Origin of the sequence: Streptomyces atriruber, from assembly GCF_001418325.1 — a bacterium.
Taxonomy (GTDB): Bacteria; Actinomycetota; Actinomycetes; order Streptomycetales; family Streptomycetaceae; genus Streptomyces; species Streptomyces atriruber.
This window is the reverse complement of the sequence record NZ_LIPN01000192.1, coordinates 16,338-38,337: the sequence shown is the minus strand read 5'-3', so window position 1 is coordinate 38,337 and position 22,000 is coordinate 16,338. Positions and strand designations below refer to the sequence as shown.

Genomic DNA, 22,000 nt, shown 5'->3' with positions numbered 1-22,000 from the left:
TCCGCTCGCGAGCGGATTGAGCACCCTCCGAACGCACCCCACGGCACGCACCCTTCTCGCCGGAATCGGTCGTCGGAGATGCTCCCGGTCATTGAATTCGATCAGGGCCTTCGGAGCCCTGACGGCAAAAAAAGGGGGATGAGACGTGAAGCGAATAATCGCGCAGATCGGTCTCGCGGCCACTGTCATTGCGGCAACATCCGCAGGGCTCGCGTCATCGGCATCGGCCGCGCAGGCGTGCACCAACCTGCCGGGACCGGCCGGTGGCAGGCTGCCGCTGTGCAAGACCTGGGTCTGGGACGGCAACGACTACGACGGCAAATGGTGGACGAACGGCCCGTCCACACTGCCGTCGTACAGCTACCTGGAACGGTACGAGGACGGCGCGGTCCACAGGTCCTCGTACTCAGGCAGCTACAACGACCGTGACAAGGTGTACTTCCGGGTCTGCGACAGCCACACCCGGAGCTGCGGTCGCTGGTGGTGATCGACCCCGCACTGCCCACGGGGCCGATGCCATCCCGCCGAGGGACACAGCAGAGGTCTTGACGAAGGACCTGCTCACAGCGGCCATCGCGCCACTCTCCTGAAAGGACCAGAGGTGCGCGATGGCCTCACCCCGGCATGATCCGCTCCGGGCCCTAATCGCGTTGACCGCACCCGGCAGACAGTGCTGAAGTCGGCACGTGGACAGCATCCCCGCCAACCGGCAGCTCTGGAACCAGATCAGCAGCGCCTACCAACACGAACACGACCCGCAAATCGGCGCCGCACCCCGGCTGTGGGGCATGTACTCCATCCCTGACGCACACCTGCACGCCCTGGGCGACGTCACCGGCAAGCGCGTCCTCGAACTCGGCTGCGGCGCCGGCCAGTGGTCCAGAGCGCTCGCCGCCGAGGGCGCCACCGTGATCGGACTCGACCTGTCCGAAGCCCAACTCGCCTCAGCGGCACGCGAGATGGGAGCGGCCCGCTATCCGCTGGTGCAAGGCGCCGCCGAACAACTCCCTTTCGCCGCCGACAGCTTCGACCTGGTGTTCTGCGACTTCGGCGGGCTCAGCTGGGCGCCCCCGCACCTGGCCGTCCCGCAGGCCGCACGCATCCTGCGCCCAGGCGGGCGCCTGGTGTTCAACGTCGCCAGCCCATGGTTCGAAGCCTGCTACGACGAAGCCGCCGGCCGCGTGACCACGACGCTTCAGCAGGACTACTTCGGGCTGCACACCATCGCCGAGGGCGACGGCGCGACCAGCTACCAACTCACCTACGGCGACTGGGTCAGGGTCCTGCGCGGCGCGGGCCTCATCATCGACGACCTCATCGAGCCGCGGCCCGACCCCGGAACACCCAACGGCTACAACGAAACCGACCCACCCGACTGGGCACACCACTGGCCCGCGGAACTGCTCTGGGTAACCCACAAACCGTAAGTTCCGCCGCGCCGAGACGCGAAGACATCCCCGCCGACGAAGGGGCGCCGGACCCCTGGCCCGACGCCCCTTCACCTGCACTCGGAGTCAGGCAGTGAACTTTTTCCACCCCGAGCAGTAGTCAGACCCGCCATCCACCTGCACGCAGCCCCTGATGTTGTAGACCGTCCCCTCGGGAAGGTTCTTGTTGCGGCTCGTGCGGTCGCCCGGGTTCAGACCGCCATCGATCTGCTTCCTCTGGTCGTGGACTCCGTCCTTGTCGTACTGGACGTAGATGCGGTTGCCAGGGCTCTTCTGGCGGTAGGTGAGGAACCAGTCGCCCTTGTGCTTGAACCGCACGTAGCCCGCGTAGTCCTTGTAGCCGTTGGACGTGTCGTAGACCTTGACCTTTTCGTTGCTGCCCATCGCGGCCGGCCCGTCGCCGGTCGCAGCAGCAGCCGGCATCGCCAGCGCGCACACCACACCGAGCGCCGCCAGCGGCGTCGCCGCAGCCTTGAAGATCCTGCTCATGACGAAACTCCTCCTCCGTTAAGAAGCCGTGCCGGGTCCCGACCTGACAAGGCGATGAGCCTTCTCCGCAGTGGACCCGCTTACTTCCTGCGATCACGGTAGGAAGACAGGGAGCGGATGCCCATGTGTTTCGGGCGCAGCCGAAACACAGCCGAGCTCCTCCTGGTGAGGTCCCGTCCTGCGTCCGCTTCACCGGCCGCTCATCCAGGGCAGCCGACGCAACCCTCAATGACGTGCGTGGCGGCGGCGCAGCCGTAGGAGCCGACCCGGACAATTACCAACGATCGAAGGGGGCGAGGGATTGGCCTTCCCAGATCTGGCGGGATGCCCGTTCGGGGTAGGGCAGAGTCTTCGACTCGGTGTCCAGGACGCGGGTGAGGTGCCCGCCGGGCCGGTGGGCGGACCAGCCCGCGTCGCCGGTGGTGATGAAGCGAACCCATGCCGCCCGGAGTTCTCGGGAGAGCGCGAGGGCTTCGGGAGGAGGCTCCTCGCCGATGAGCTGGGTGCCGACGGGGCTGTCCAGCGTGCCGAACGCCAGGGGCACGTCGAGACTGTGGCAGGCGCCCAGGATGCCGCCGAGTGCCGGGGTGGCCCAGCACAGTTCGAACAGGTACGAGGTGCCGCCGGCTGCGGCGTTCGCCTCGGCCAGCTTCTGTGACGGCATGCGGAAGACGGCGTCGGAGTACACCGTCTCCACCAGCTCCTCCGGGCCCGCCTGCGGGAACGCGGCCCGGTAGGCCCGCGCGCCGTCCGGATGCGGGGCGAGCAGTTCCAGGGCCGCCTGGGCGTCCTCCTCGGTGAAGGTGCCGTACCGTCCGCTCACGACGCTGAAGTACCGGAACTCGTCCCGGGTGTGGCCCACGAGCAGTTCGGTCCCGCGCGCCCGCGTGCCGGTCAGCGCGGACCAGGGCGACTCCGGGAGGACCTCGCCGTCGACGACGGGGCACAGCGCGGTACCGGTCTCCGTGAGGCGCCCCCAGCTCTCCCGGTGCGCGTGGAGGCCGGCGTTGAAGGAAGTGAGCTCGGCGGCCAGGTGCCATGGGTCGATGTCGCGCAGGGCCTGGGCAGTGGGGGCCGCCGCGCCGACCCGGTCCGCGAACACGGCGGTGACCTGCCGTGCCAGCGCGGGGGTGCTGTACAGCCCCGGCACCGAATGGGCGATGGCCCGCCGGAACAGGCCGCGCGCGGACTCCATCGTCAGCAGGGCGGCGACCGAGCCCGCCCCGGCGGACACCCCGCCCACGGTGACCCGGCCGGGGTCGCCTCCGAAGGCGGCGATGTTGCGCTGCACCCACTCCAGCGCCGCGATCTGGTCGAGGAATCCGCGGTTGGGCGGTGCGTCGTCGAGGAACGCGAATCCCTCCGCGCCCACGCGGCAGTTGACGGTCACCACGACGACCCCCGCCCCGGCCAGCGCCGCCGGGTCGTACATCGGGTCGCTCGACACCGCCGAGAGGTAGCCGCCCACGGGGATCCACACCAGCACCGGCAGTCCCGCCGCGCCGGGGTCCGGAGTGCCGACGTCGAGCGTCAGCCAGTCGGTGCCCTGCGGGGGCACGTCGATCGGCAGGGACAGCGGCACCACGGGGCCGAACTCGACCGCCTGCCTCGTCCCCTCCCAGCGGCGCGGCGGCGCGGGCGCGGCGAAACGGAGCGCTCCGACCGGGGGCTGGGCGTAGGGGATGCCGCGGAACACCGCGTGCCCCTGCCGTCGGAGCCCCTGCACCACACCCTCCGTCGTCCGTACCTTCGGCTGATCGGACATGACGGTTCCTTCCCTCGCGTGGACCCAAGATTATGGGTCAGGTGTATTATGTCGACTGTATTGAAACAGTCCCCGGAAACGAGGGAGAGGGCGACGATGCCCAAACAGGTGGATCACCGCGGACGCCGCGAAACGATCGCCCGCGCACTGTGGCGGGTGGTGGAGCAGCGCGGCATCACACAGCTGACGATGCGCGCGGTGGCACAGGAAGCGGGCATGTCACTCGGACAACTGCAGCACTACTTCGCCTCCCGGACCGCCATGCTCTCCTTCGCCATGGACTTCGCATCCGAGCAGACCTCCGCACGCGTCCACCAGGGGCTCGAAAAGCTCGGCGACCGCCCGCACCCCCGTGACGTACTACGACTGACACTCGCGGAAATGCTCCCCCTGCATGCCGACGCCCGCGCGACAAGCCGGATGAGCGCCGCCTACGCCCTAGAGGCCCTGCACGACCAGGCCGTGCACGAGCAGGCACGCCGCGGCCTCACCCAAGGACGCTCCCTCGTCGAGCAGTTGATCCGCCAGGCGATCACCGACGGGCACATCGACTCCGACCGCGACCCGGCGACCGAGACCAACCTGCTCCTCGCCCTCACCGGCTTCACCCCCCTGATCGAACTCGACGTGATCGAGCCCCAGGACGCACTCGCCGCGATCGACGTGCATCTGGACCGGCTGTTCAGCGTTCCTCAGCCCCGGGAGGAGGAACAATGGCCGTGCACGTGACCGTGTGGGACGACCGCGAGCGGGTGGCGGGCAGCCGAGCCCGGACGGCTTCGATGGCCCCAGCGACCACGACGGCCGCCGCCCCGGCCCTCTTCGTCCACAACATCTTCACCTGGGGCAGCGACTCCACGTACGGCTTCGCCGCGCAGCGCCCCCTCGCCGACAGTCGACAACTCCTCCTGATGGACCGCCAGGGCTACGGCAACAGCCCCGACACCGCGCGCAGTGACTTCGACATCGATGCCGAGGACGTCGTGGCAGTTCTCCACGACGAGGCACTCGCCGCGGGCCCGGGCGGCACCCATCTCGTGTGGCTTCTCATCAAAAATGCATCCTGGGCGGCTTTATGAGCTGGAGTCATGCAGATATGTGAGAATGATGCGTGCCCCGTTGTATGTACTCTGAACTGCTGTGATGCAGGTTGATTGAGAATGATGCAGGTCCAGTGAGGACTCCTTAAACGACGACTGGGACTCCTGTCGGAACTGAAGCGATCTTGCGGCTGGGCCTGGGCCCCTCGGTCGCTCGGACTGCCAGGGGTGTTCGCCTGCACGGTGCTGTGTGTGGTCTCAAAGAGTGTGGAGTGTCGCCTCGATCGCTTCGATGGTGCCGTCGTGGGCTGCCGGGGCGACACGGAGGCCGCGGCCCATGGATGCCGGTGCCTGCTCTGAGATCCGGTCCAGCACTCTCAGGTAGTTCTTGTCGGCAGTGAGGAACACATCGCAGTCCGGCAGGTGGGTGGCGTGCTGCACATCGCGCGGGTTGCCACCGGTGATCTTCATGTCCGTCTGGACGGTGTCAGCGGCCCAACGCAGCCAGCTGCGAGGCATGTTCTCGGCCTCCACCTCGTACAGCCAGAAGCGGTTGAACCTTTCCCGAGAGGCGCACATGGCGCGAAGGTCGACGCGGGCGCCGACCCAGTCGGCGCCCGTGGTGTCCTCGTGGGTCAGGGCAGAGCGGCGGCCGACGGTGAAGTAGTGCCAGTAGACCTCCTGCGTCAGCCAGCGCCACGATGCGATCTTGTCGCCGGGCTCCCAGCCGAGCTGTGACTCTTCCGGGGTCTCTTCCGAGGGGAATGTGGTGATGCGGGAGAGGTCGCTGAGATCGAACTTGCCCTCACGCCAGACCTTTTGCTGCTCTTTCTGGACGTCCACCATGAACTGCGTGGCTCGAGCTGCGCGCCGAGCCGGTGCGATCTCGCGGAAGCGGTCGTGGGACTCCACTGCCTGCCGCCAGAACGTCTTTGTCCAGTAAGTGCGCCATGTCGCCTCACGCCCGGTGTCGGGCACCCGCCGTATCCACTCCGGGTGGAGGCGCCGTACCTCCGCGATGACTTCGGCGGCCTCCAGGTCGGCCTCGCTGCGAAGGCGCTCATCCGTGCCGGCCATGATGGCCCTGACGATTTCCTCCCGCTTGTCCGGCCGGGGGTGCTGCAACACCTCCAGCAGCACACCGGGTGCAGTCACCACGCGATGTCCCAGAGAGTGGATGAGCGCCTTGAACCGGGCGCCTGCCTGCTCATCGCCCAGGTAGGACCAGATGTTGTTATCCAGCATGACCTTCACGGCAAGTATCTTCCCCCCCATGGCCTGCCCCGGTGCGGCGCGTGCTTGCAGGAGCGAGGCCTCGTCATTGCTGCGGTGTCTGCATGGCGCGGAACTGGGGTGCCGCACACGTGGATTGGGACAGGTTCTGTTGAAGCCGATCATGACCGTAGTTCGGGGAATGCCTCCTCCCACACCTCTTTGATGGCTCTGCTGATGAGTGTGTGGAGTACTGGCCACAGCTTGAGCAGGATCTCCCGGTTGAGGAAACGGCACAGAACCTCACGCATATCCTCGGCAAGCACGGTTCGGTGCGGCCGGTCACTTGAGCGAGTGGGCCTGGCCCACGCTCTACCGGATATCAGCTCTCTGCGCTGTGCCGATCCGCCTCGAGCAAACGGATGTGGCGCCATATGTGTGCATAGCTTTGGTGCACCGCGCGCATCCAGGGTGGGACGTCGTGCCAGTTGACAGCGCTGACCTCGCGTTCTCCCCAGGCTGCCTGCATGATCCGGCGGTCTCCTGCAAAGTCCTGGACGAGATCACGGCGCAGAAACAGCAGGTAGCCGCGCCAGGGCTCATCCACGCGGAACACCGCAGAGGCCCGCCGGCCCTCCCGGTCCACAAGGTCCACCGTGCCGGGCAGTTGGCGCAGGCCGGAGTGGGCGGCGAATTCGTATGACGGGACGTCATAGCCGCTCCCGAGCCCGGACTCCGAATTGCTGTCGAGAGAGAAGTCCACAGCGACCTGATCGAACGTGATGCCGTCGTCTTGTCCGTCATGGCGCAGTGTGCGGTACGGGAAGGGGTCCCTGGCGTCATCGCCGACTGCCAGCTTGAACCTGGGGCTCCACGGCATTTCCGCGGCCAGCACGTCGCGGACCATCGGCAGCCGGGGGAAGAAGTCGTTTCCCGGGTAGGGACGCTCACCGGCCAGCTGAGTGGCGGAGTCTGTGTCATGCGGCTGTAGCAGGAGAGTGCGGAAGAACCCGAACACTGTCCGCCCGTGGCAGCGGTGCTCCAAGAACCCTTCGGCCAGAAGCCAGCCGCCGCCGATTCCGTGGATCTCTTCGGGGGACCACAGATCGTCCGGAAGCGCGATGGCCCCGGAGGTGAGCCAGGTCTGGTTGTCCGTAGGCTCCTCAGGCGCCCAGGACGGAAGGAGCATGGGAGCTGCAGGCGGCTTGTCGGGGAAGGTCGGGTCGATGTCGGGCATCAGACGTTCGGCGTCCCCGAAAGGGGCTGGCGCGTGACCGGCGTCTACGAGACGGCCGACCATCTCGTGATAGGCGATCCAACCGTACTTCTTGCCGTAGCGTTCCACCCTTCGGTGCGTGTCGTGACGTCGCACGGTACTTGTGGCAATGTGCCGGTCGATGCTGCCGAAGTCCTGTTCCCGCCACCCCAGTTCCCAGACCCGGGCCATGACCTCGGAACGGGCCCGGCGGAAGCCGGGATGCTTGAAGTCGTAGTTGCTCCTGCCGTTGATGGCAGCCCCGATGACGTAGTTCTGGAAGTCCATGCCGAGGGTGCGCTCGCACTCCTCGGCGTTGGGGGCGCCGTCCTCCAACGTCTCGGCCGCCTCCACGGCTGCGAACCTCGGCGCGAAGGCGTCGACCCCCTCCGGGACGGCGGCGGGGTGAAGGATGCCGGTGAACTCGTAGGTTGCCCGCATGTAGCCGCGCAGCTGCTCGTGGGAGGTGGGTGCGTTTCCGCCGTCGAGGAAGCGGTCGCGCAGCTGCACCAGCCAGTCCCGTAGTGCGTGTTCCAGAGGGCCGCCAGGATCGGGCATCTGGTGGGCGCTGGCGGCGCCGAACGCGGCCGCGACGAGGCGTTCGACGACGTAGGGGTCATCGATATCGAGCATCCGGGCGGCGAGGTCGAACAACCGCTTGGGTTCCAGTCGGCCGTATCGCTGAAGAGCTTTCGTCGACAGGTCCCGCAGGCCGGTGTTCGTGGAGGTCAGCAGCCAGGCGATGGCCAGGGCGTTCAGGTCGTCGCTCTCGGCGCGACTGCTGCGCCTGGTCCATTCGTCGGCGGCTTGTTCCACCTCTGACATGAGCTGACTCCCTGCGCGGGCCCGAGCCCATTCGCTCCAGCGCAGGTCGCGTTGGGGCAGAGGCAGCTGTCGCAGGACCCGGTCGAGGAAGACGGCGTTCAGACGATGAGAGGCGGATCTGCGGATCTCCCATAGGCGACTGAAGGCGGGCCGGCCTCTCTTTTTGCCACGAGGTGCGGTGACCATTGCGGTGGCGAGTGCGTCGACCGTCTCGTTGTTGAGGAACTCTGACTCGGTGTTGAGTTCCTGGGCGAGCACGAATGGACGGTGTTCGGCTGGGGCAAGCGGCCATAGGTGGTGGCTGGTGAAGCGGCGTGGCATCAGCGAGATGAGGCCGATGAGGATGTCCTCGCCTAAAGGGTGTGCCTGTTCCCCTAGAAGCGACTGCCACAGTGCCGCCTTCTGCAGTTGTTCGTTGACGTCCGCGTAGGGCATGTGCGCCAGGAGAGCGTCGGCGATCAGGTATCCGGCCAGGCGGTCGAACACGAAGCCGCAGTCGGTGTCATCGGTCCCCTTGGTCTCCTCGCGGAAGATCACTCCTTCCTCCAGGAGGCGACGGAACAGGCTTTCGTCCCAGTTCGGCTGGCCGACGTCGAGGATGCTGCGCGCTTCGTCGGAGGGAAGCCGGCGGACGTTGTCCTTCCACATGCGTCGTGCCAGAGCTGCCAGGCGGCGTTTGATGTCGTCGGCTGGCACTGCAACGCGGGCCGGGTCCAGCGCCAGTCGCTTGACCACACCGTCGCGGTACAGCTCGAAGACGCCGATGAGCGATTGAGGCAGGGCTTCCACGCCCACAGGCACCTGGCGGTCGTGGTTCGCGGCCTCGCAGTACATGCGGACGAACAGCGGGCTGTCGAAGGTGTAGCGCGGAAGCCAGGCACCGTCCGGGTTGATGAGGTAGTGGTCGAAGTAGACCCGCTGGATGTCGTCCACTTCCGTGTGCTGCCACTCCAGTTCGAGGGGCAGGGTCTGCTGCGGGAGGACCTGGTCGGCGAGCGCCTCGCGGAGGGTGACGATCAGTATGACGTGCGGATAGCGGCTCAGGGCTGGTACTAGTTCAGCGAGCAGGTTTCGCCACTGCAGGGGCCGCTCTGACTCGTTCAGGCCGTCGATGACCAGGGGGGTCCGGCAGCCGGCGCGGAGTGCGGCCGAGTTGAGTGCTTCCAGAAGGCCATCGAAGCGGTCGACTCTCAGACCGGGGATGCGTCGCGCGAGGCTGTCGAGGGTGTCGCCGGAATGCAGGCTGGCTCCCTGGACGAAGACCCCGGCTGTCGGCTGGCCCGTCGGCGAAGTGAGCTGCGCGGCGAGGTGTGTCTTGCCTTGCCCGGCGGCGGCAACGACGGCCAGTAGCGGCGCTTCGGCGTCTGCGCGCAGGGCAGCCAGCCATTGAACGATGTCGCGGATCTCCGCTGCGAGGCCGGCAACGAGCGGCGCCTGGGGGAGGCGACGTTGCCGGAGCTTGAGCACGAGGCGCCGCAGCGTTCGGGGAGAGGATTTGGGAGGCTGCTGGTCGGCGAGGAGATCGCGCACTTCCCAGGGCCGAAGGCTGCTGCCCGCATCCAGGAGAGCGCGCAAGCTGTTGACAAACCCCGTCAGGTCGTCGGCAATTTCCTCGGCGCCGGAACGGGAAGCTCCATCAAGGCCGTCCAGGGCTGCGTGCAGAGCCTGGAGCCGGACTGTGACGTCGTCGGCGAGCTGTTGCAGCCCATCGAACGACGAGGGGCGTAGCAAGACCCGCTCGATACGGTGCTGCACATGATGGGTGGTGTGCAGCTGCGGTGCCCACCGTGCCGCAACCGGTGCCACCGACTGCGAGTGGGCCCTCGCCAACGTCTCGGGGGTGAGCGCGAGCTCACCGAAGAAGGTGGAGCGCAGCTCGTCGTGTCCTGCCAGTTCGGCGTCAAAGTTTTCGGTGGACCACAGTTTGACGCTGACGCCCTGGCGGGCGAGTCCGTAGATCCACTCTTCGTCGCCCCTCGAGGGCCGCTGCGGAAGGCACAGCACGAAGTCGCTCAGACCAGCGACATGCCTGATCGCCTTGGTGAGGGAGTCCTCGATCTGTGTGCGCTGGCCTGCGGTGAGCTCGTTTCTGTTGTTGAGGATGAACCACTTACACGACCACCCCCAGGTGCGGCCGGGTTCGCCCAGCGCGCCGGCATGCTCGACGTGCAGGTAGAACTCGACACCGGGCTGGTTGCGGCGCTCGCGAATCGTGCCCAGCGCGCCGTAGCGGCGCGAGACGACGGCTCGAGTGAGCGCTTCGAAGTTCCGGTCGGCAGCACCCGGCAGGCGCGTCAGATCAGTCAGCTCCACCGTCGCTCCGGTTGTTCGCACCCGACCGCTGGTTCGCTTCCTCGTCCCAGTCATGGCGGGAGAAGACCTCGACCTTCGCGCCGTGGTGGAGGAGCACTTTGAGGAATCCCTGGACATCGGACTCGTCGGTCCAGACCCGGACCGTCTCTGCCTCACGGGTCACCCCGTAGTCCAGAGCGTAGTTGTCAACGTCGGAGCGTCCCATGTCATACAGCTTCATCTGCTGCAGCGCTTCGCCGACTTCGCGAGGCAGGCGCTCGTCATGACTGCGCCAGTCATCGTCGGACCACGTGGCTTCGGCAAGGGCTCGCAGAGCCTCCATACGCTCCTCCGCCGCTTTCGCGCCAGTGACAGTCTGGAACCGACCGATCAAGACCAGATCCATCGAATGCTCCGAACCGTAGCCGTTCCAGATCTTCATCATGCCTCCCTCAGCATCCGCACCGCTTCCATGATGGAGCCACTGACCGGCACTCCCGCGGATGCATAGGCGTGAGGGCGCAGGACGCCGCCCGCGTCGAGGTGCATGTGCGCGTCGAGAGGGAGTTCGCCGGGGATCGGCGCAGTGGGCAGCGCGGCTTCGAGTCCGGTACGCGAGATGGCGAGCCGAACCTTGGTCCTGGCTGTCGCCACCCATTGAAGGAGGCGCTGCGCGTCGGCGTCACTGATCCCGGGGGTCGCTGCGGTCGGCTGTTCGGGCAAGAGCAACAGTTCACAGGCCCCGACACGGTCGGCGAACTCGGCGAGTGCGTCCAGTTCGCCGACCGTGTCGGCGTTGACGACCGCATTGATGCCGAACGGTGCGAGAGTGCTGAGCAACCCGGCCGCGCGAGCCACAGACGCGAACGGACGGCCACGGAGCCGCTCGTAGGTAGCCCCGACCCCGTCGACCGACAGACGGACGAAATGCACAACGCCACGCAAGGAATCGACCAGGTCAGGGGTGAACCGGTGCCCATGGGTCGTCAAGGTCACCGCCATGGACGTGGAGCGGGCAACATCGGAACAAAGTCCAGCGAACCTCCGGTACGCGGTCGGCTCCCCGCCTCCGAAGCCGACACCGAGACACCCGGCGGCATCAAGTTCGACCGCCCACGCCAGCACGCGCTCCCTGTCGAGCGCAGCGGCATGCTTGGGCGCATAGCAGTAGACGCAGCCGAGCTCGCACGCGTTCGTCAGCGCGACGGACAGATATCGTGGAGCACGAGAGAACAACTCAGCAGGAACACGCACCTCGTCGAGGAGCACGTTCACCCCGGAGACGCGGTCGAACAGATGAACGCCAGACGCTGACATGCGTACCTTGCACCTCACGGCAGCATGATGCCAGCGTTTCCGGGTGCACCGTGGCGGATCCGCCGTTGCAGTGACCAGCTGCCGCAATCGCACCCGGTGACCACTGGGCATCCGCACCTCGACGAGTTCATGGCTGCCTTCAGGTCCTGGATCGGGGTGCGCCAGGGGGCGGAGAGCGAGCGGGAGGGAGGAAGTAAGTGCTGTGGGTAGATGCGCTGAAGTTCGTTCAGTGCCGTGCCTGCGCAGCCTGTCGGGGTCTGCGTCGCCCACCTCGCCGACACCACTCGCGCGAGTGACGGACGGGCTTCCGCCGGCGCCCGCGCTCTACCATCGGTGCTCGTGTCACTTTCACACCCTGCCGCTGGCGCCCGTGTCATCTACGCGCTGGTCGATCCCCGGGACAACACCCAGCGGTACCTGGGCCAGGTCCCCGCTCCTTCTCACCTCCCTCTCGCTCAGGTCGTGTTGAAGAAGCAGCCCACCGCCCATGCAGTCGCCGCCTGGGTGCGCGGGCTGGAGGAAGCCGGCCATGCTCCGACGGTGGAAGTTGTCCGCGACCAGGTGCCGGCCGCAGAGGTGAAACGCGTCCTGCAGGCGGAGCTGACCGAGCGCCTTGCCGCGGGTGCCCCGCTCCTGAATGAGCAGGGCGCCGCCAAGGGACGCAAGCTACGCCAGGAACGTGTACTGGCCCAGCGCGCAGCCGACGAGGCCGCTGCCTGGGCCGAGATGGCGCAGACGCTGCGCGCACGCCTGGGCGGGCCGCTCCCGCCGAGCACCACGACGGCGATGCGGCTGCCCGAGCCGGTGAGCGCCTGCATCCCTTTGCTGTCCGACATCGATCGCGACACCCTGACCTTCTCCGAACGCTGGAGCACCCGGGAGCACACCGACCGCCTCGAAGGCCCGTTGACGGAGGCGGCCGATGCCCTGTTCCATGAGCTGCAGTCCCTGCACAGCTACGGCGACAAAAGCGCCCGCCAAGAGCTGCACTTCCGCATCTGCTCCATCGCACTGCGACGGCGACGCACCGACCTCGCCCACCTGGAGCAGATGATCGGACTCGTGCCGTGGTGCATGTACGCCGTCGCACCCTGGTATCGCATGGCCCAGGCCGGCGGGCTGATCGAGTCCCCTGCGCACTTCATCCGGTGGCTCGGCGACACCCCGGCAGCCCGCGCTCTACGGCTGCTGGCCGACGAGGAACGCCAGTTGCGCCTGATGCTCGAGCACAGCCACCACGACCGGCGGCTGCTTCCTGAGGCCTGTCTGCTCGCCGCTGCCGCAGCCCACTGCCACCTCGATATCCCGGCTCCCCTGCAAGGCCAGGTGCGCTCCCTGCTCGAGGACCTGCTGCGCGATCCGATGCTCACCCAGCCGATGGCAGATCTGCTGCTGCGCCTGGACCCGCGGGCCCTGCGCGCGCTGGGCCCGGATGTGGCCCCGGGGACGGACGAGCGGTTGGGGCTGGAAGCGGGCACCACGGCCCGTGTCCTGGCTGACCTCGCGGCACACAGCGCCTTCACCGGCAATCGTCAGCTGCGGCAGGCTGCCTGGCGCGCATCGGGCAGGGCACCCACAGTCGACGTACCCGACTTCAAGGGCTGGTCCGGCCCGACCGTCCCGACCATGAGGATCGTGACCGCCAACCTGGTCCACGCAGGGGTCCTGGCCGCGCCCGAGGGGCAGTCGGCCGGCGAATACGTCACCGGCATCCAGCGCCTGCTGGCCCCCAACTACGAAACACGCGCCGCGCGATGGCTGGCCGACAACGGGGACGAGGCGGCCACCCGGTCGTAGTGGCCCGGACCGGCTGGTTGGCCAGCGGGGCGGTGGAGGCCCGCCTGGCGGGCGCGCTCCGGCATGAGCCTCGTGAAGGCTTCCACCGGAGGGTCAAGAGAGGGGATGCTGCGCGATCAGCGTGCGTGCCACATGGCCGGCAACTTCCTCGGCCCCGCTCGTCAGCGCCGCCAGGGTGACGGACTCGTCGGGCTCGGTGCGCAAGATGAAGCTGCGGTTGATGGACAGGCCGGCCCGGGACCGCGACCGGTGAGGGGCGAAGGTGTCGACGGTGGTCATCGAGGGGTCGGACACGGCGGCGGCCACAACGATGCGCTCCTGCTCGACGATGTTCAACGCGCCGAGGAAGGCCAGTAGTTCGGTGATCTGTGCGGGTAGGGCGGTTCGGTCCAGGATCGAGCCGAGGCCGTCGCTGGGCAGCGTCGCGCGTGCGGAGAGCTGCCCGGTCTTGTACAGGCGCACCTGCCTGAGCGCGCCCGTCTGCGGACTGTTCCACAGGGGCCGGTGGGCCGGGACGTCGATGTCGACGGCGACGTGATCGGCGGAGCGCGAGGCCGTCAGGGCGTCGGAGTCGGCGACCGCGCCGGTCCTGCGGATGCGGCCCAACAGGGAGCTGTTGAGCTGCTCCAGTTCACGAGTCGAGTAGCCGGCGAAGTCCACGGGAAGGACGTGCAGTTCCAGCAGCGGAGTGCTGACGCCGGACCAGGGCGAGGAGGACTGCTCGTCGTGGATCCACCGCAGGTCCACCGCATGCGTCAGGGGAGCGAAGTCGAGCGGGGAGTCGGTCTCTTCCAGCTCCTTGATCTTCCGGGTGACCTTGGGCAGCAGCTCCGCAGTGCTGGCGAAGGAATCACGGAACACCCCGGTGGCGTAGGCCTCGACGGTCCGCGCGAAAGCGTGCTGGGCGGGCTCGAACGTCACGTTCGTCTTGCGGTAGACCAGCCGCGGCATGCCCGCCGCCTGGGCCGCCATCCACTCGTCGTGCGTGGCCGACTGCCCGGTCTCGGGAAAGGTGTGGCCGTAGGAGGGGCCCAGCAGGAAGAGGGCGACGTCCGCCGTCGCCAGCGCCCTCAGGCAGGCCTCCCGGCTCGGCGTGCTCTGTGCCGAGAAGTCCTCGAACCGTACCGGGGTGTGCCCCAGCGCGGTGATCAGCCCGCCGAGCGCGTCGCGCTCCTCCTCCAGGCCCTTGCGGGCGCTGCTGACAAAGATCTTCACGCTACGGTGTCTCCACTGCTGAGGGGCCGCCCGGCGGTGCGCCGGAGCCGGGGTACATAGGGTGCAGATGCGGGGGAGTGGGATTCTATGACGACGGTGTCGGAAGAGGCGATACGCGCCTACTGGAAAGAACACCGCGAACAGCTGCGCCAGTGCGAGACCCAACGCTCCACGCTGACCAACCTCCTGCTCGTTATCACGGCCGCCCTGAGCGCTCTGATCGTCCAGCAGAAGTTCACCCTCAACGTCCTGCCGCTGTGCCTGTTCGTGACCATGACCGGGGTCTACGGGGCGCTCGCCGTGTCCAAGTACTACGAGCGGGCCTCCTATCATCTCGCCCAGGCGCGGGCCCTGACCCGCGACTTGGTGGAGCTGGGGGCGCTCAGCTCCGACGAGGCACTCGTCCGCGCCCGCACGGCGCACTACCGCCAGTTCCCCCGCCTGCACCGCATCCGCCTGCACCGCCTGTGGACCGTTCTGCACCTGGCGATCGCCGCATACGGCCTGTCCCTGCTGGCGGTGTGCGTGGTCGTGGCTTAAGTCTGGCCGGGGCGACGGGCAGTTGAGGCTCGCTGGTGCGGCGGGCGCGGGTGATCCCTGTTTGCCCTCGTAGCGAAGTATCGGCTGACGTGCAATGGTTTCCCATTTTTTGGATGGCTGATGTCGAGGCGGCGGGACGATGAGCCGGACTTGGTGGGACCGGGTGCTGGAGGAGCCGTGGGAAAGCTCGTTGCTACCGCCGATCACGTGCACGATCACTCAGGAGACCGCGTCCGGCAGTTCGTGGCGCCCTCGCACTTCCGCAACCCGGACTTCGGGACGCGTGCCGCCGTGATGGACCAGTTGTACGACGCGACACTGGACGGCTGTCAGGAGTGCCGGTCGGTTCTGCTGGACCGCGTGGCACCCGACGTCCGGGCGGTCGGCAAGCTGGTGGAGTGGGCGTGTCTGATCGCTTCGGAGACGTATGGATTGCCTGCGGCCCTGCGGGACGGCGGCGAGGCGGAGGGGGGCGTTCGTACCTCGGCCGGGTTCCGCAAGCTGGCCAGGTCGGGGGTCGACGGCGGGACGGTGAGTGTCGCCTCCAGCGCGGAGTGCAGTATGCAAGAGCGGCGGGAGGCGGCCGACACGGCCGTGGAGCTGGTGGCCGTGCTCAGCGCGGATCATCCCAGCAGCCAGGAGCCGTTCGAACTCGCCCCCGGTGAGATGCAACTGGGGGCGTTGTGCGGGCACTTCGCCGAACAGGCTGTGATCTTCATGCTGCAGCCCATGACCATGCAGGTGGGGACGGCGCAGGGGAATGTAGAGGTGGAGGACGTGGTGGAGCTCCTCGTGCGCAAGGCGGGAGGGAAACCTTTGTCGACGACGACGCTGTTCGCCCCCGGGCGCACGGCGGGATGGCGTGCACAACTGCGCCTGCCCGGCGACATACTGCGCGTGTCCATGCCGGACAAGGGCTGCTTCTACGACGGCACAATGCCGACGACGGCGGCGTGGCGGCGGGCTGTCGCCGCCGCGGGCGACGTTGTGATCATTACCGGGCCGATGGCCGATCCGACGTGTGTGGACGACGCGATCTGGGGCGGCCGGACCACGTATGTGCGGGTGCCGCTGGCTCTTCACGTCAGCTGAGGCAATGCCCTTCACCGCGGAGGGTCTGCTGCGGTGGTGGGAGCGTCCGCCGCCGACTCGGATTCGATCTCCCAGAGGTCGTCGGTGTCCCGGCCGGCGGGCAGGTCGAGGTAGGCGGCGGCATCCCGCAGCACGTCGAGGGTGAGGGCTTCGCTGCGGTCGAGGATCGCGAGCTGGGCGGCCATGCCGATCAGCGGGGCGAGATGTTCCATGAGTCCGTCGGTGATCCGGTACAAGATTTTCTGGTAGGTCAGCAGGGTGCCGGGCACGTGGTAGATCAGCCGCAGTTTGCCGTCGAGGGTGGCGACGGCGCTGACCCACTCGTCGGGATGTTCCGCACTGCGCGGCGGAAGACGGTTGACCCACAGGGTGGGGACGGCACGTGGCCGGAGCGTGGCCGTGTTCTCGCCTGCCTGGCGCAGTGCGGGAGTTCGGGCGGTGCGGGCTTCGCGCAGGATGTCGCTGGAGCCGATGCCGCTCCAGAAGATGGTCAGCGACAGTTCGTCGGTGAGGTAGTCGAAGAAGTCGAACGTCGGCTGCAGATCTTCGGTGGGCAGCCGGTCGATGCCGTCGATCAGACACAAGCGAGTACGGCTGCTGCGCAACATGTGCAGGGCGGGGCCGGTGAAGTCCTTCATGCGCAGGACCAGCCGGCCCTCAACGTCACTGCGGTACAGGTCCCATCCCAGGAAGGCGGCCATGGCGGCGGACCAGTCGGCCGGAGAGCCAGGGGTGGGCGGGGTGTTGAGGCAGACGACGGGGATGACGCGGTCGTCGATGCCGTACAGCTTCTCCATCCGGCCTTGAAAGCCCAGGCCGATGTGGTGCAGCAGGGTCCGCTTGCCCGTGCCGCGGCAGTCGCTGTCGATGGCGACGTGCGAGCAGGGGTGGCGGCGTTCACCGTTGAGCCGCAGCAGGCGGCGCGCGGTCTGCAGACCTTTGCGGATGTCGGTCGTCTCCACCAGTCCCAGCCGGGCGTGGTAGCGCACCCGTGGGTCGTCTTCGCTGACCTTGTCCGGTGCGGCGGCAGGCAGCGGTGGGGGAGGGGGCGGGTCCTCCCGCACGAGCGCGTTCCAGGCGAGCACGGTGCTGGTGGGATCCTGCCCGGTGGCGGGCGTTGCCGGCCGGGTGGCGGCGGTGCGGGGTGCGCGTGTCTGGGCGGTCATGAGCACTCTCCCGGCAGGGTTTCGGGGTCATCAGGCGGCGGGGTGCTGTCGCTGTCGCCCGGCGGGTCAACGGGCGGGCTCTGGGGCAGCGAGGCGAGAAAGTCCTCGAGGCTCTGGCCGCCGCCTCGTACCGGCTCCGGGGTGTCGAACAGGTCCCGCGCGGGCCGGTCCAGGGAGCGGAACGGGCGCACCGACTCGATGTCCAGCGGGGGCAGGTCGGCGCCGGTGTCGACCGGGGACGCGAGCGTACGGGGCTGCTGCCGGGCCGCGGCGGCCGGGGCGGGCGGGGCGGTGCCGGGCTGTGGCCCGGCGGCCAGGGTGCGCTGCAGCTTGGCCAGGACCCGGGTGATGGCCGCCTCGTCGCGGGTGCTGCCGCCCTGCGCGTTGTGGATGCGCTCGGCCTCCGCCCAGGCCTCCTCCGTCCACCCGTCTTCGAGCAGGCGGCGGTGGATGAAGGGCACCTCCACCCACGGGTCCTTTCCCCGCTCCTCGGCCCGGCGGTCGAAGAGCCAGGCGAATTCGGGGTTGTTGGGGGAGCAGTGCACCTCCCAGCGGCCCTTGAGCCAGGCGATACCCGACGGTTCGCGGAAGGCGTCCAGTCCGCCCTTCTGCAGGTTGTAGGTGCGGTTGTTGATCTGGAAGCCCTTGCGGTCGACGCGCACGTACCAGGCGGGCAGCAGCTTGCGCGTCTGGGTCTCGGTCAGGTTGATGCGCCGGTAGCCACGCATCGCCACCAGGGCGGCGTACATCGCGTTGGGGGACACCTTCACGCCGGGGCGGAAGGGGCTGCGCAGCCCGCCGTGCGGAGTCTGCTGCCAGTGCAGCACGACCCACTGCTCGAACAGGTCTTGGAGCTGGGGAATCGTCCACACCAGTTGTTTGCGGACCTTCTTTCCGCGCAGGTCCAGACGGTGGTGGGTGTAGGAGGCGAGGTACTGGCTGAACCCGGTTTTGACGGCGCGCATGGCCCGCTCCACGATGGCCTTGTCGATCGCGGTGCGCAGCCGCGCCTTGCGTACCTGGATGCCCAGGGACAGGCAGGCCCGGGTGAAGTCCTCGGAGATGTAGGGCGATCCGTGGTCGATCACCATGGTGTGCGGTTTGATGACCGGGCGGGCGGCGGAGCCGGCGAACCGCTCGTCGGCGGCCAGCAGTTCCTCGTACGGCAGCGCGGATCCCTCCATGAGGGTCTGCGGGCCCCAGCCCGGACGGGCCGGCAGCGGTGCCAGAGCCTGCCCGAGCACCTGCACGGTGTCGAAGGAGCGGGTGGCCCGCCCGGCGATCCACCGCCCGTGGCCGTCGCCGCGGCGGTGGCGCTTGGGCACGACGAGCGCGCCGATGATGCTCCGGGTGGCGACGTCGATGGCGATGGTGAGCTCCACGGAGATCACCCGCCCGTCGTCGCCCATCGCCAGCACATCCAGCCCGGTGGTGTCGATCTGGACGAGCTCGCCGGGCCAGCGGGCGAGGGTCGCCGGGCGCCCGTCATGCCAGCCGGCGGTGTGGGCACTGCCGGCGGACCGGGCGGCGGCCACCGCGTGTGCGTTCTCGGCGGTGATGCTCAGGCCGGCCAGCAGCCGGTACCAAGTGGCCTGGCTGCAGCGGAACGTCTTGGGGACCGTGCCGTTGACTGCGTAGCGGGAGATGACCAGGCGCTTCACGTCGTCGATCAGACGCGACAGGGTGCCGGGGGAGCGACCCGCCTTCCGCTCGTCGTCCAGCACCTCCCACACCAGGTCGATCACCTTCGCATCGAGGCGGCCGGCGAGGGACCCGCCGCGTAGGCTGCGCTTGTCGACCAGCCCCATCAATCCGCCCGCCCGCCACGCGGCGCACTTGCGTTCCACGGTGGCGGACGACACCTGGTGGCCCAGCGCGGTGAGCTGGTCGGCCTTGGCCTGGTAGCGCTCCTTGAGGGTGCGCAGGGCGGGGGCGAACGCGGGCACGGCCGGCGTGTCGGCCGGAATCCAGGGTGCCTGCTCGTGCAGGACTTCCTTGACGTGCCGCTCCCACCGCTTGGCCTCCTTGCGCAGCCTGCGCGGCAGGCCGGTGAGTTCGCCGACCCGCATCGGCACTACGGTCCGCTGTGCGGGCCGACTGACGACGGCGAAGTCCGGCGCCGCGGTCAGCGCCCGCTGCAGGATGACCAGCGGGTCCGCAGCGGCCTGACCGGGCCGCTCCAGATAGACGCGGGGACCGCAGAACGCGATGATCTCCCAGGTGGTGCCGCGATAGCGCACCGTGTCCCCCAGAGCGAGACTGTCCCGCACCGGGGGCGGCTCCGGCCGCCACCCCTTCACGCCCGCACCCCACCACGGCTGGCGCGCCACACGGTCGTCGAGGGCGTGAGCAACTGCCGCGAATCGCAGAGCAGCGCGCCCTTCCACAGCAGGTGGTAGGCCAGATCCACACCGCTGAGAGGTGAAAGGCCGGCGGCCCGCACGGCGCTGGAAATAGTGCGGCGACGCACCGTATGCGCGAGCAGCCGCTCGAGGTGATCCGGGCAGTCGACGGCGTCGCGTGCCGCGTGCATCAGGGTCAGATTGTCCAGCTCCACGCCCTGCGGGGGCACCATCACCCGCACCCGCCAGCCCGCAGACGCGGCCGCCACGCCCAACACCTCCTGCTCCAGGCGCCATTGGGCGGTTGGCTCGGACGGCTGCACGCACACCACCTCGCGGCATCCTGCACGCCGCACGACAAACGCCGGCCGTGTCCAGCGCGGCCGCCCGTCCTGCCAGCGCAACTCCAACGGGCCGACGCTGCGCTGTCCCGCCTGCGGGTCCCGATCCAGCAGCATCGAGCAGGCCAGCTCGCGCAGCGATGAGCACACCAGGGTCTGCCCGCCGACCGGAGCTACGGCATTGGTGACAAAAGAGGTCCGCCCGGGATAGGCCACCGGGGTCCGCAGCGGCGGCAATTCCTCGAACGGGATGCCATCCACCCGCTCCACCGGCAGGGCACGCTGCCGCCCGAACTGGTCGACAAAGGCGACCGTGATGTCTCGGGCGTACACGGGCACGATCACACCCCCTGGCCGTGCGACAGGCGGCCGCGCAAGCGGCCTCGGCCAGCATCGACCGCCCCGCAGCCCCCGGACAGGGCACTTCCCCCGCCGTCACTCGAATCAGCGATGTGTCGCACGCATGTTCCGTCTGCGGGGGGAACGTGTGTGGCCGGGCGGATACATCGTCATGCGGGCGCCGAGGGACCGCTCCACTGCTACGGCTGACAGCACCGCTCCTCCAATGCACGCCACCGAAGCCGTCGCACCGCAGAGAACCGACTGCAGGACGCTCAGGGCGCTGGAACAGGAGGAACGCCGAGGGCGTGAAGGCGTGCGCGGCGTCGGCCGGGACGGCCTGGTCGACCACGATCGCGACGCGCCCGTTACCGCGGCCGGCGGCTGCCGCTCCACCGCACAGCGTCACACCGGGACGGACGGGTCGTTCCAGTCCCAGGGCAGACAGCACCGCTCGCCCAAGGAACCCTGCTGCTCCGCGCCGGCGTGGACCAGCGCCGTCACCGGCCGGCCCGGCCCGTCGCTCGGTGCCGCCGGCGGCACGCACCGGTGATGCCGGTGCAGCCACTCGGCCACCGGGACCTGCCACATGCCCTGCGGCAGGTCGAGCGATGCGGCCAACTGCGCGACGCGCCCCAGGAGTTGTGCCTCGGCCGCCGCCCACGGCCCACCGGGCCGTGGCGCGCGCTGCCGCTCGTAGTCCAGCAGGGCACGCGCCACCGCGACAGCCTCCGGATACACCCACAGCCAAGCCGACTCAAGGTCGCCCTCCGGCCGTCCCGCGCGCCGGGCCCGCCCGGCCCAGCGCTCCACGACCGCCGTGCGCCACCACCAGCCGGTGATCGCGAACGCGTCCGCGGCCAGGTACGCCCCGACGGGCCCGTGCCGGCCTTCGAACCGCCGACGCCGCCGGTGTGCGGCCACCACCTGCGTCAGCGGGGCCAGGTCCACGCCGGAGCCGGGCTGGCGCACATGGGTGAACTGCCCGTGCCGGTCGCAGATTTTCCAGGTCTCCGGCCAGACCAGCCAGATCGGCCCCCACCCGCCGCTGCGCAGTGCCACGCACCGGCTGCAGGCCGGGACCAGACAGTGCTCCATCGGATACCACGGCCACTCCCACCGGGCCCGCCGCCCGGCTAGCAGGTGGGGCGCCCGCAGATGAGGAAGCGCCCACTGCAGCCGGGACAGCTCCATATTCAGCATCGCGGCGAGCCGCTCGGCGGCCGGAACACTCAAGAGGACCTCGGCCAGGTGCGGCGGCACCGCCTGCTGCCCCGGCTCTCCCTCGCCCAACTCCTCGAGCAGGAAAGCGACATCGACCCCCTGGGCCGCTGCCACACGCCACAGCAGCGAGCAGTTCGACTCGTGGCCGGCCAGCCGTACCGAGACGCGTGCCAGACTCCGGCCCCACTCCATACGCCCCACCCTGCCCCGCTGGCACTTTGGCCGCGCACAGCGTCCACCGCGTCCCGGCCCTGCACAGTTACACCGCGTGCGCGTGCCGAACAGCCCCTTTCTTTACGGC

General features: G+C 68.7%; 17 protein-coding genes and 1 pseudogene. 7 read left to right on the top strand and 11 right to left on the bottom strand.

Annotated elements, in window-relative coordinates; translation table 11 throughout:
• The first annotated feature begins 145 nt into the window (after window positions 1–145).
• The gene (locus AOK03_RS21230) at window positions 146–487 is read left to right on the top strand and encodes a hypothetical protein (protein WP_107098051.1); all 342 of its coding nucleotides are present in this window, start codon (window positions 146–148) and stop codon (window positions 485–487) included.
• A gap of 199 nt (window positions 488–686) precedes the next feature.
• Window positions 687–1,427: a class I SAM-dependent methyltransferase gene (locus AOK03_RS21225; protein ID WP_055566895.1), complete on the top strand. Its 741-nt coding sequence runs from the start codon at window positions 687–689 to the stop codon at window positions 1,425–1,427.
• An 87-nt stretch (window positions 1,428–1,514) separates the two neighbouring features.
• Here AOK03_RS21225 and AOK03_RS21220 read toward each other — a convergent pair whose 3' ends face one another.
• Window positions 1,515–1,937 (bottom strand): hypothetical protein, encoded by a 423-nt coding sequence (locus AOK03_RS21220; RefSeq protein WP_055566894.1) that lies wholly within the window; start codon window positions 1,935–1,937, stop codon window positions 1,515–1,517.
• A 274-nt stretch (window positions 1,938–2,211) separates the two neighbouring features.
• Entirely contained in the window at window positions 2,212–3,702 is a 1,491-nt protein-coding gene (locus AOK03_RS21215; protein WP_055566893.1) for a carboxylesterase/lipase family protein, read from the bottom strand.
• A gap of 96 nt (window positions 3,703–3,798) precedes the next feature.
• On the opposite strand from AOK03_RS21215, the gene AOK03_RS21210 reads away from it, so the two are divergent.
• Window positions 3,799–4,431: a TetR/AcrR family transcriptional regulator gene (locus AOK03_RS21210; RefSeq protein WP_055566892.1), complete on the top strand. Its 633-nt coding sequence runs from the start codon at window positions 3,799–3,801 to the stop codon at window positions 4,429–4,431.
• A pseudogene (locus AOK03_RS41085) lies at window positions 4,416–4,742 on the top strand (alpha/beta fold hydrolase); the annotation flags it as partial. The gene AOK03_RS21210 and the pseudogene AOK03_RS41085, both read left to right, overlap by 16 nt.
• Before the next feature lie 258 nt (window positions 4,743–5,000).
• Here the strand turns inward: AOK03_RS41085 and AOK03_RS21200 are convergent.
• From AOK03_RS21200 to AOK03_RS21185, 4 genes are all read right to left on the bottom strand, one after another.
• Window positions 5,001–5,996 carry a hypothetical protein gene (locus AOK03_RS21200; RefSeq protein WP_055566891.1) on the bottom strand — a complete coding sequence of 332 codons (996 nt, stop codon included), beginning with the start codon at window positions 5,994–5,996 and terminating at the stop codon, window positions 5,001–5,003.
• Window positions 5,997–6,336: 340 nt separating this feature from the next.
• Window positions 6,337–10,347 carry an NACHT domain-containing protein gene (locus AOK03_RS21195; protein ID WP_055566890.1) on the bottom strand — a complete coding sequence of 1,337 codons (4,011 nt, stop codon included), beginning with the start codon at window positions 10,345–10,347 and terminating at the stop codon, window positions 6,337–6,339.
• Window positions 10,334–10,771 carry a DUF6375 family protein gene (locus AOK03_RS21190; protein WP_157869029.1) on the bottom strand — a complete coding sequence of 146 codons (438 nt, stop codon included), beginning with the start codon at window positions 10,769–10,771 and terminating at the stop codon, window positions 10,334–10,336. The genes AOK03_RS21195 and AOK03_RS21190 overlap by 14 nt, the downstream gene beginning before the upstream one ends.
• Window positions 10,768–11,643 carry a radical SAM protein gene (locus AOK03_RS21185; RefSeq protein WP_055566888.1) on the bottom strand — a complete coding sequence of 292 codons (876 nt, stop codon included), beginning with the start codon at window positions 11,641–11,643 and terminating at the stop codon, window positions 10,768–10,770. The genes AOK03_RS21190 and AOK03_RS21185 overlap by 4 nt, the downstream gene beginning before the upstream one ends.
• A 462-nt stretch (window positions 11,644–12,105) precedes the next feature.
• Between AOK03_RS21185 and AOK03_RS21175 the strand changes: the two genes are divergently transcribed.
• The gene (locus AOK03_RS21175; protein WP_157869028.1) at window positions 12,106–13,440 is read left to right on the top strand and encodes a hypothetical protein; all 1,335 of its coding nucleotides are present in this window, start codon (window positions 12,106–12,108) and stop codon (window positions 13,438–13,440) included.
• A 93-nt stretch (window positions 13,441–13,533) separates the two neighbouring features.
• Here the strand turns inward: AOK03_RS21175 and AOK03_RS21170 are convergent, their stop codons facing one another.
• Complete coding sequence (locus AOK03_RS21170) at window positions 13,534–14,655, bottom strand: DUF4062 domain-containing protein (RefSeq protein WP_055566885.1); 1,122 nt, start codon at window positions 14,653–14,655, stop codon at window positions 13,534–13,536.
• A gap of 87 nt (window positions 14,656–14,742) precedes the next feature.
• Here AOK03_RS21170 and AOK03_RS21165 point away from each other — a divergent pair, with 87 nt between their 5' ends.
• Complete coding sequence (locus AOK03_RS21165) at window positions 14,743–15,195, top strand: hypothetical protein (RefSeq protein WP_055566884.1); 453 nt, start codon at window positions 14,743–14,745, stop codon at window positions 15,193–15,195.
• A gap of 207 nt (window positions 15,196–15,402) precedes the next feature.
• Window positions 15,403–16,287 (top strand): hypothetical protein, encoded by an 885-nt coding sequence (locus AOK03_RS43490; protein WP_055566883.1) that lies wholly within the window; start codon window positions 15,403–15,405, stop codon window positions 16,285–16,287.
• An 11-nt stretch (window positions 16,288–16,298) separates the two neighbouring features.
• On the opposite strand, the gene AOK03_RS21155 is transcribed toward AOK03_RS43490, so the two are convergent.
• The 4 genes from AOK03_RS21155 to AOK03_RS41970 form a co-directional block, all read right to left on the bottom strand.
• Window positions 16,299–17,453, bottom strand: coding sequence for a P-loop NTPase family protein (locus AOK03_RS21155; RefSeq protein WP_055566882.1), 1,155 nt, complete (start codon window positions 17,451–17,453; stop codon window positions 16,299–16,301).
• Window positions 17,450–19,723, bottom strand: a complete 2,274-nt coding sequence (locus tag AOK03_RS41985) for a transposase family protein (RefSeq protein WP_167355629.1) — start codon at window positions 19,721–19,723, stop codon at window positions 17,450–17,452. Before AOK03_RS41985 ends, AOK03_RS21155 begins: the two co-directional genes overlap by 4 nt.
• Before the next feature lie 26 nt (window positions 19,724–19,749).
• Window positions 19,750–20,475 (bottom strand): hypothetical protein, encoded by a 726-nt coding sequence (locus AOK03_RS41975; RefSeq protein WP_157869026.1) that lies wholly within the window; start codon window positions 20,473–20,475, stop codon window positions 19,750–19,752.
• 405 nt (window positions 20,476–20,880) lie between these two features.
• Window positions 20,881–21,891 (bottom strand): hypothetical protein, encoded by a 1,011-nt coding sequence (locus AOK03_RS41970; protein WP_055566879.1) that lies wholly within the window; start codon window positions 21,889–21,891, stop codon window positions 20,881–20,883.
• Between the last annotated feature and the right edge of the window lie 109 nt (window positions 21,892–22,000).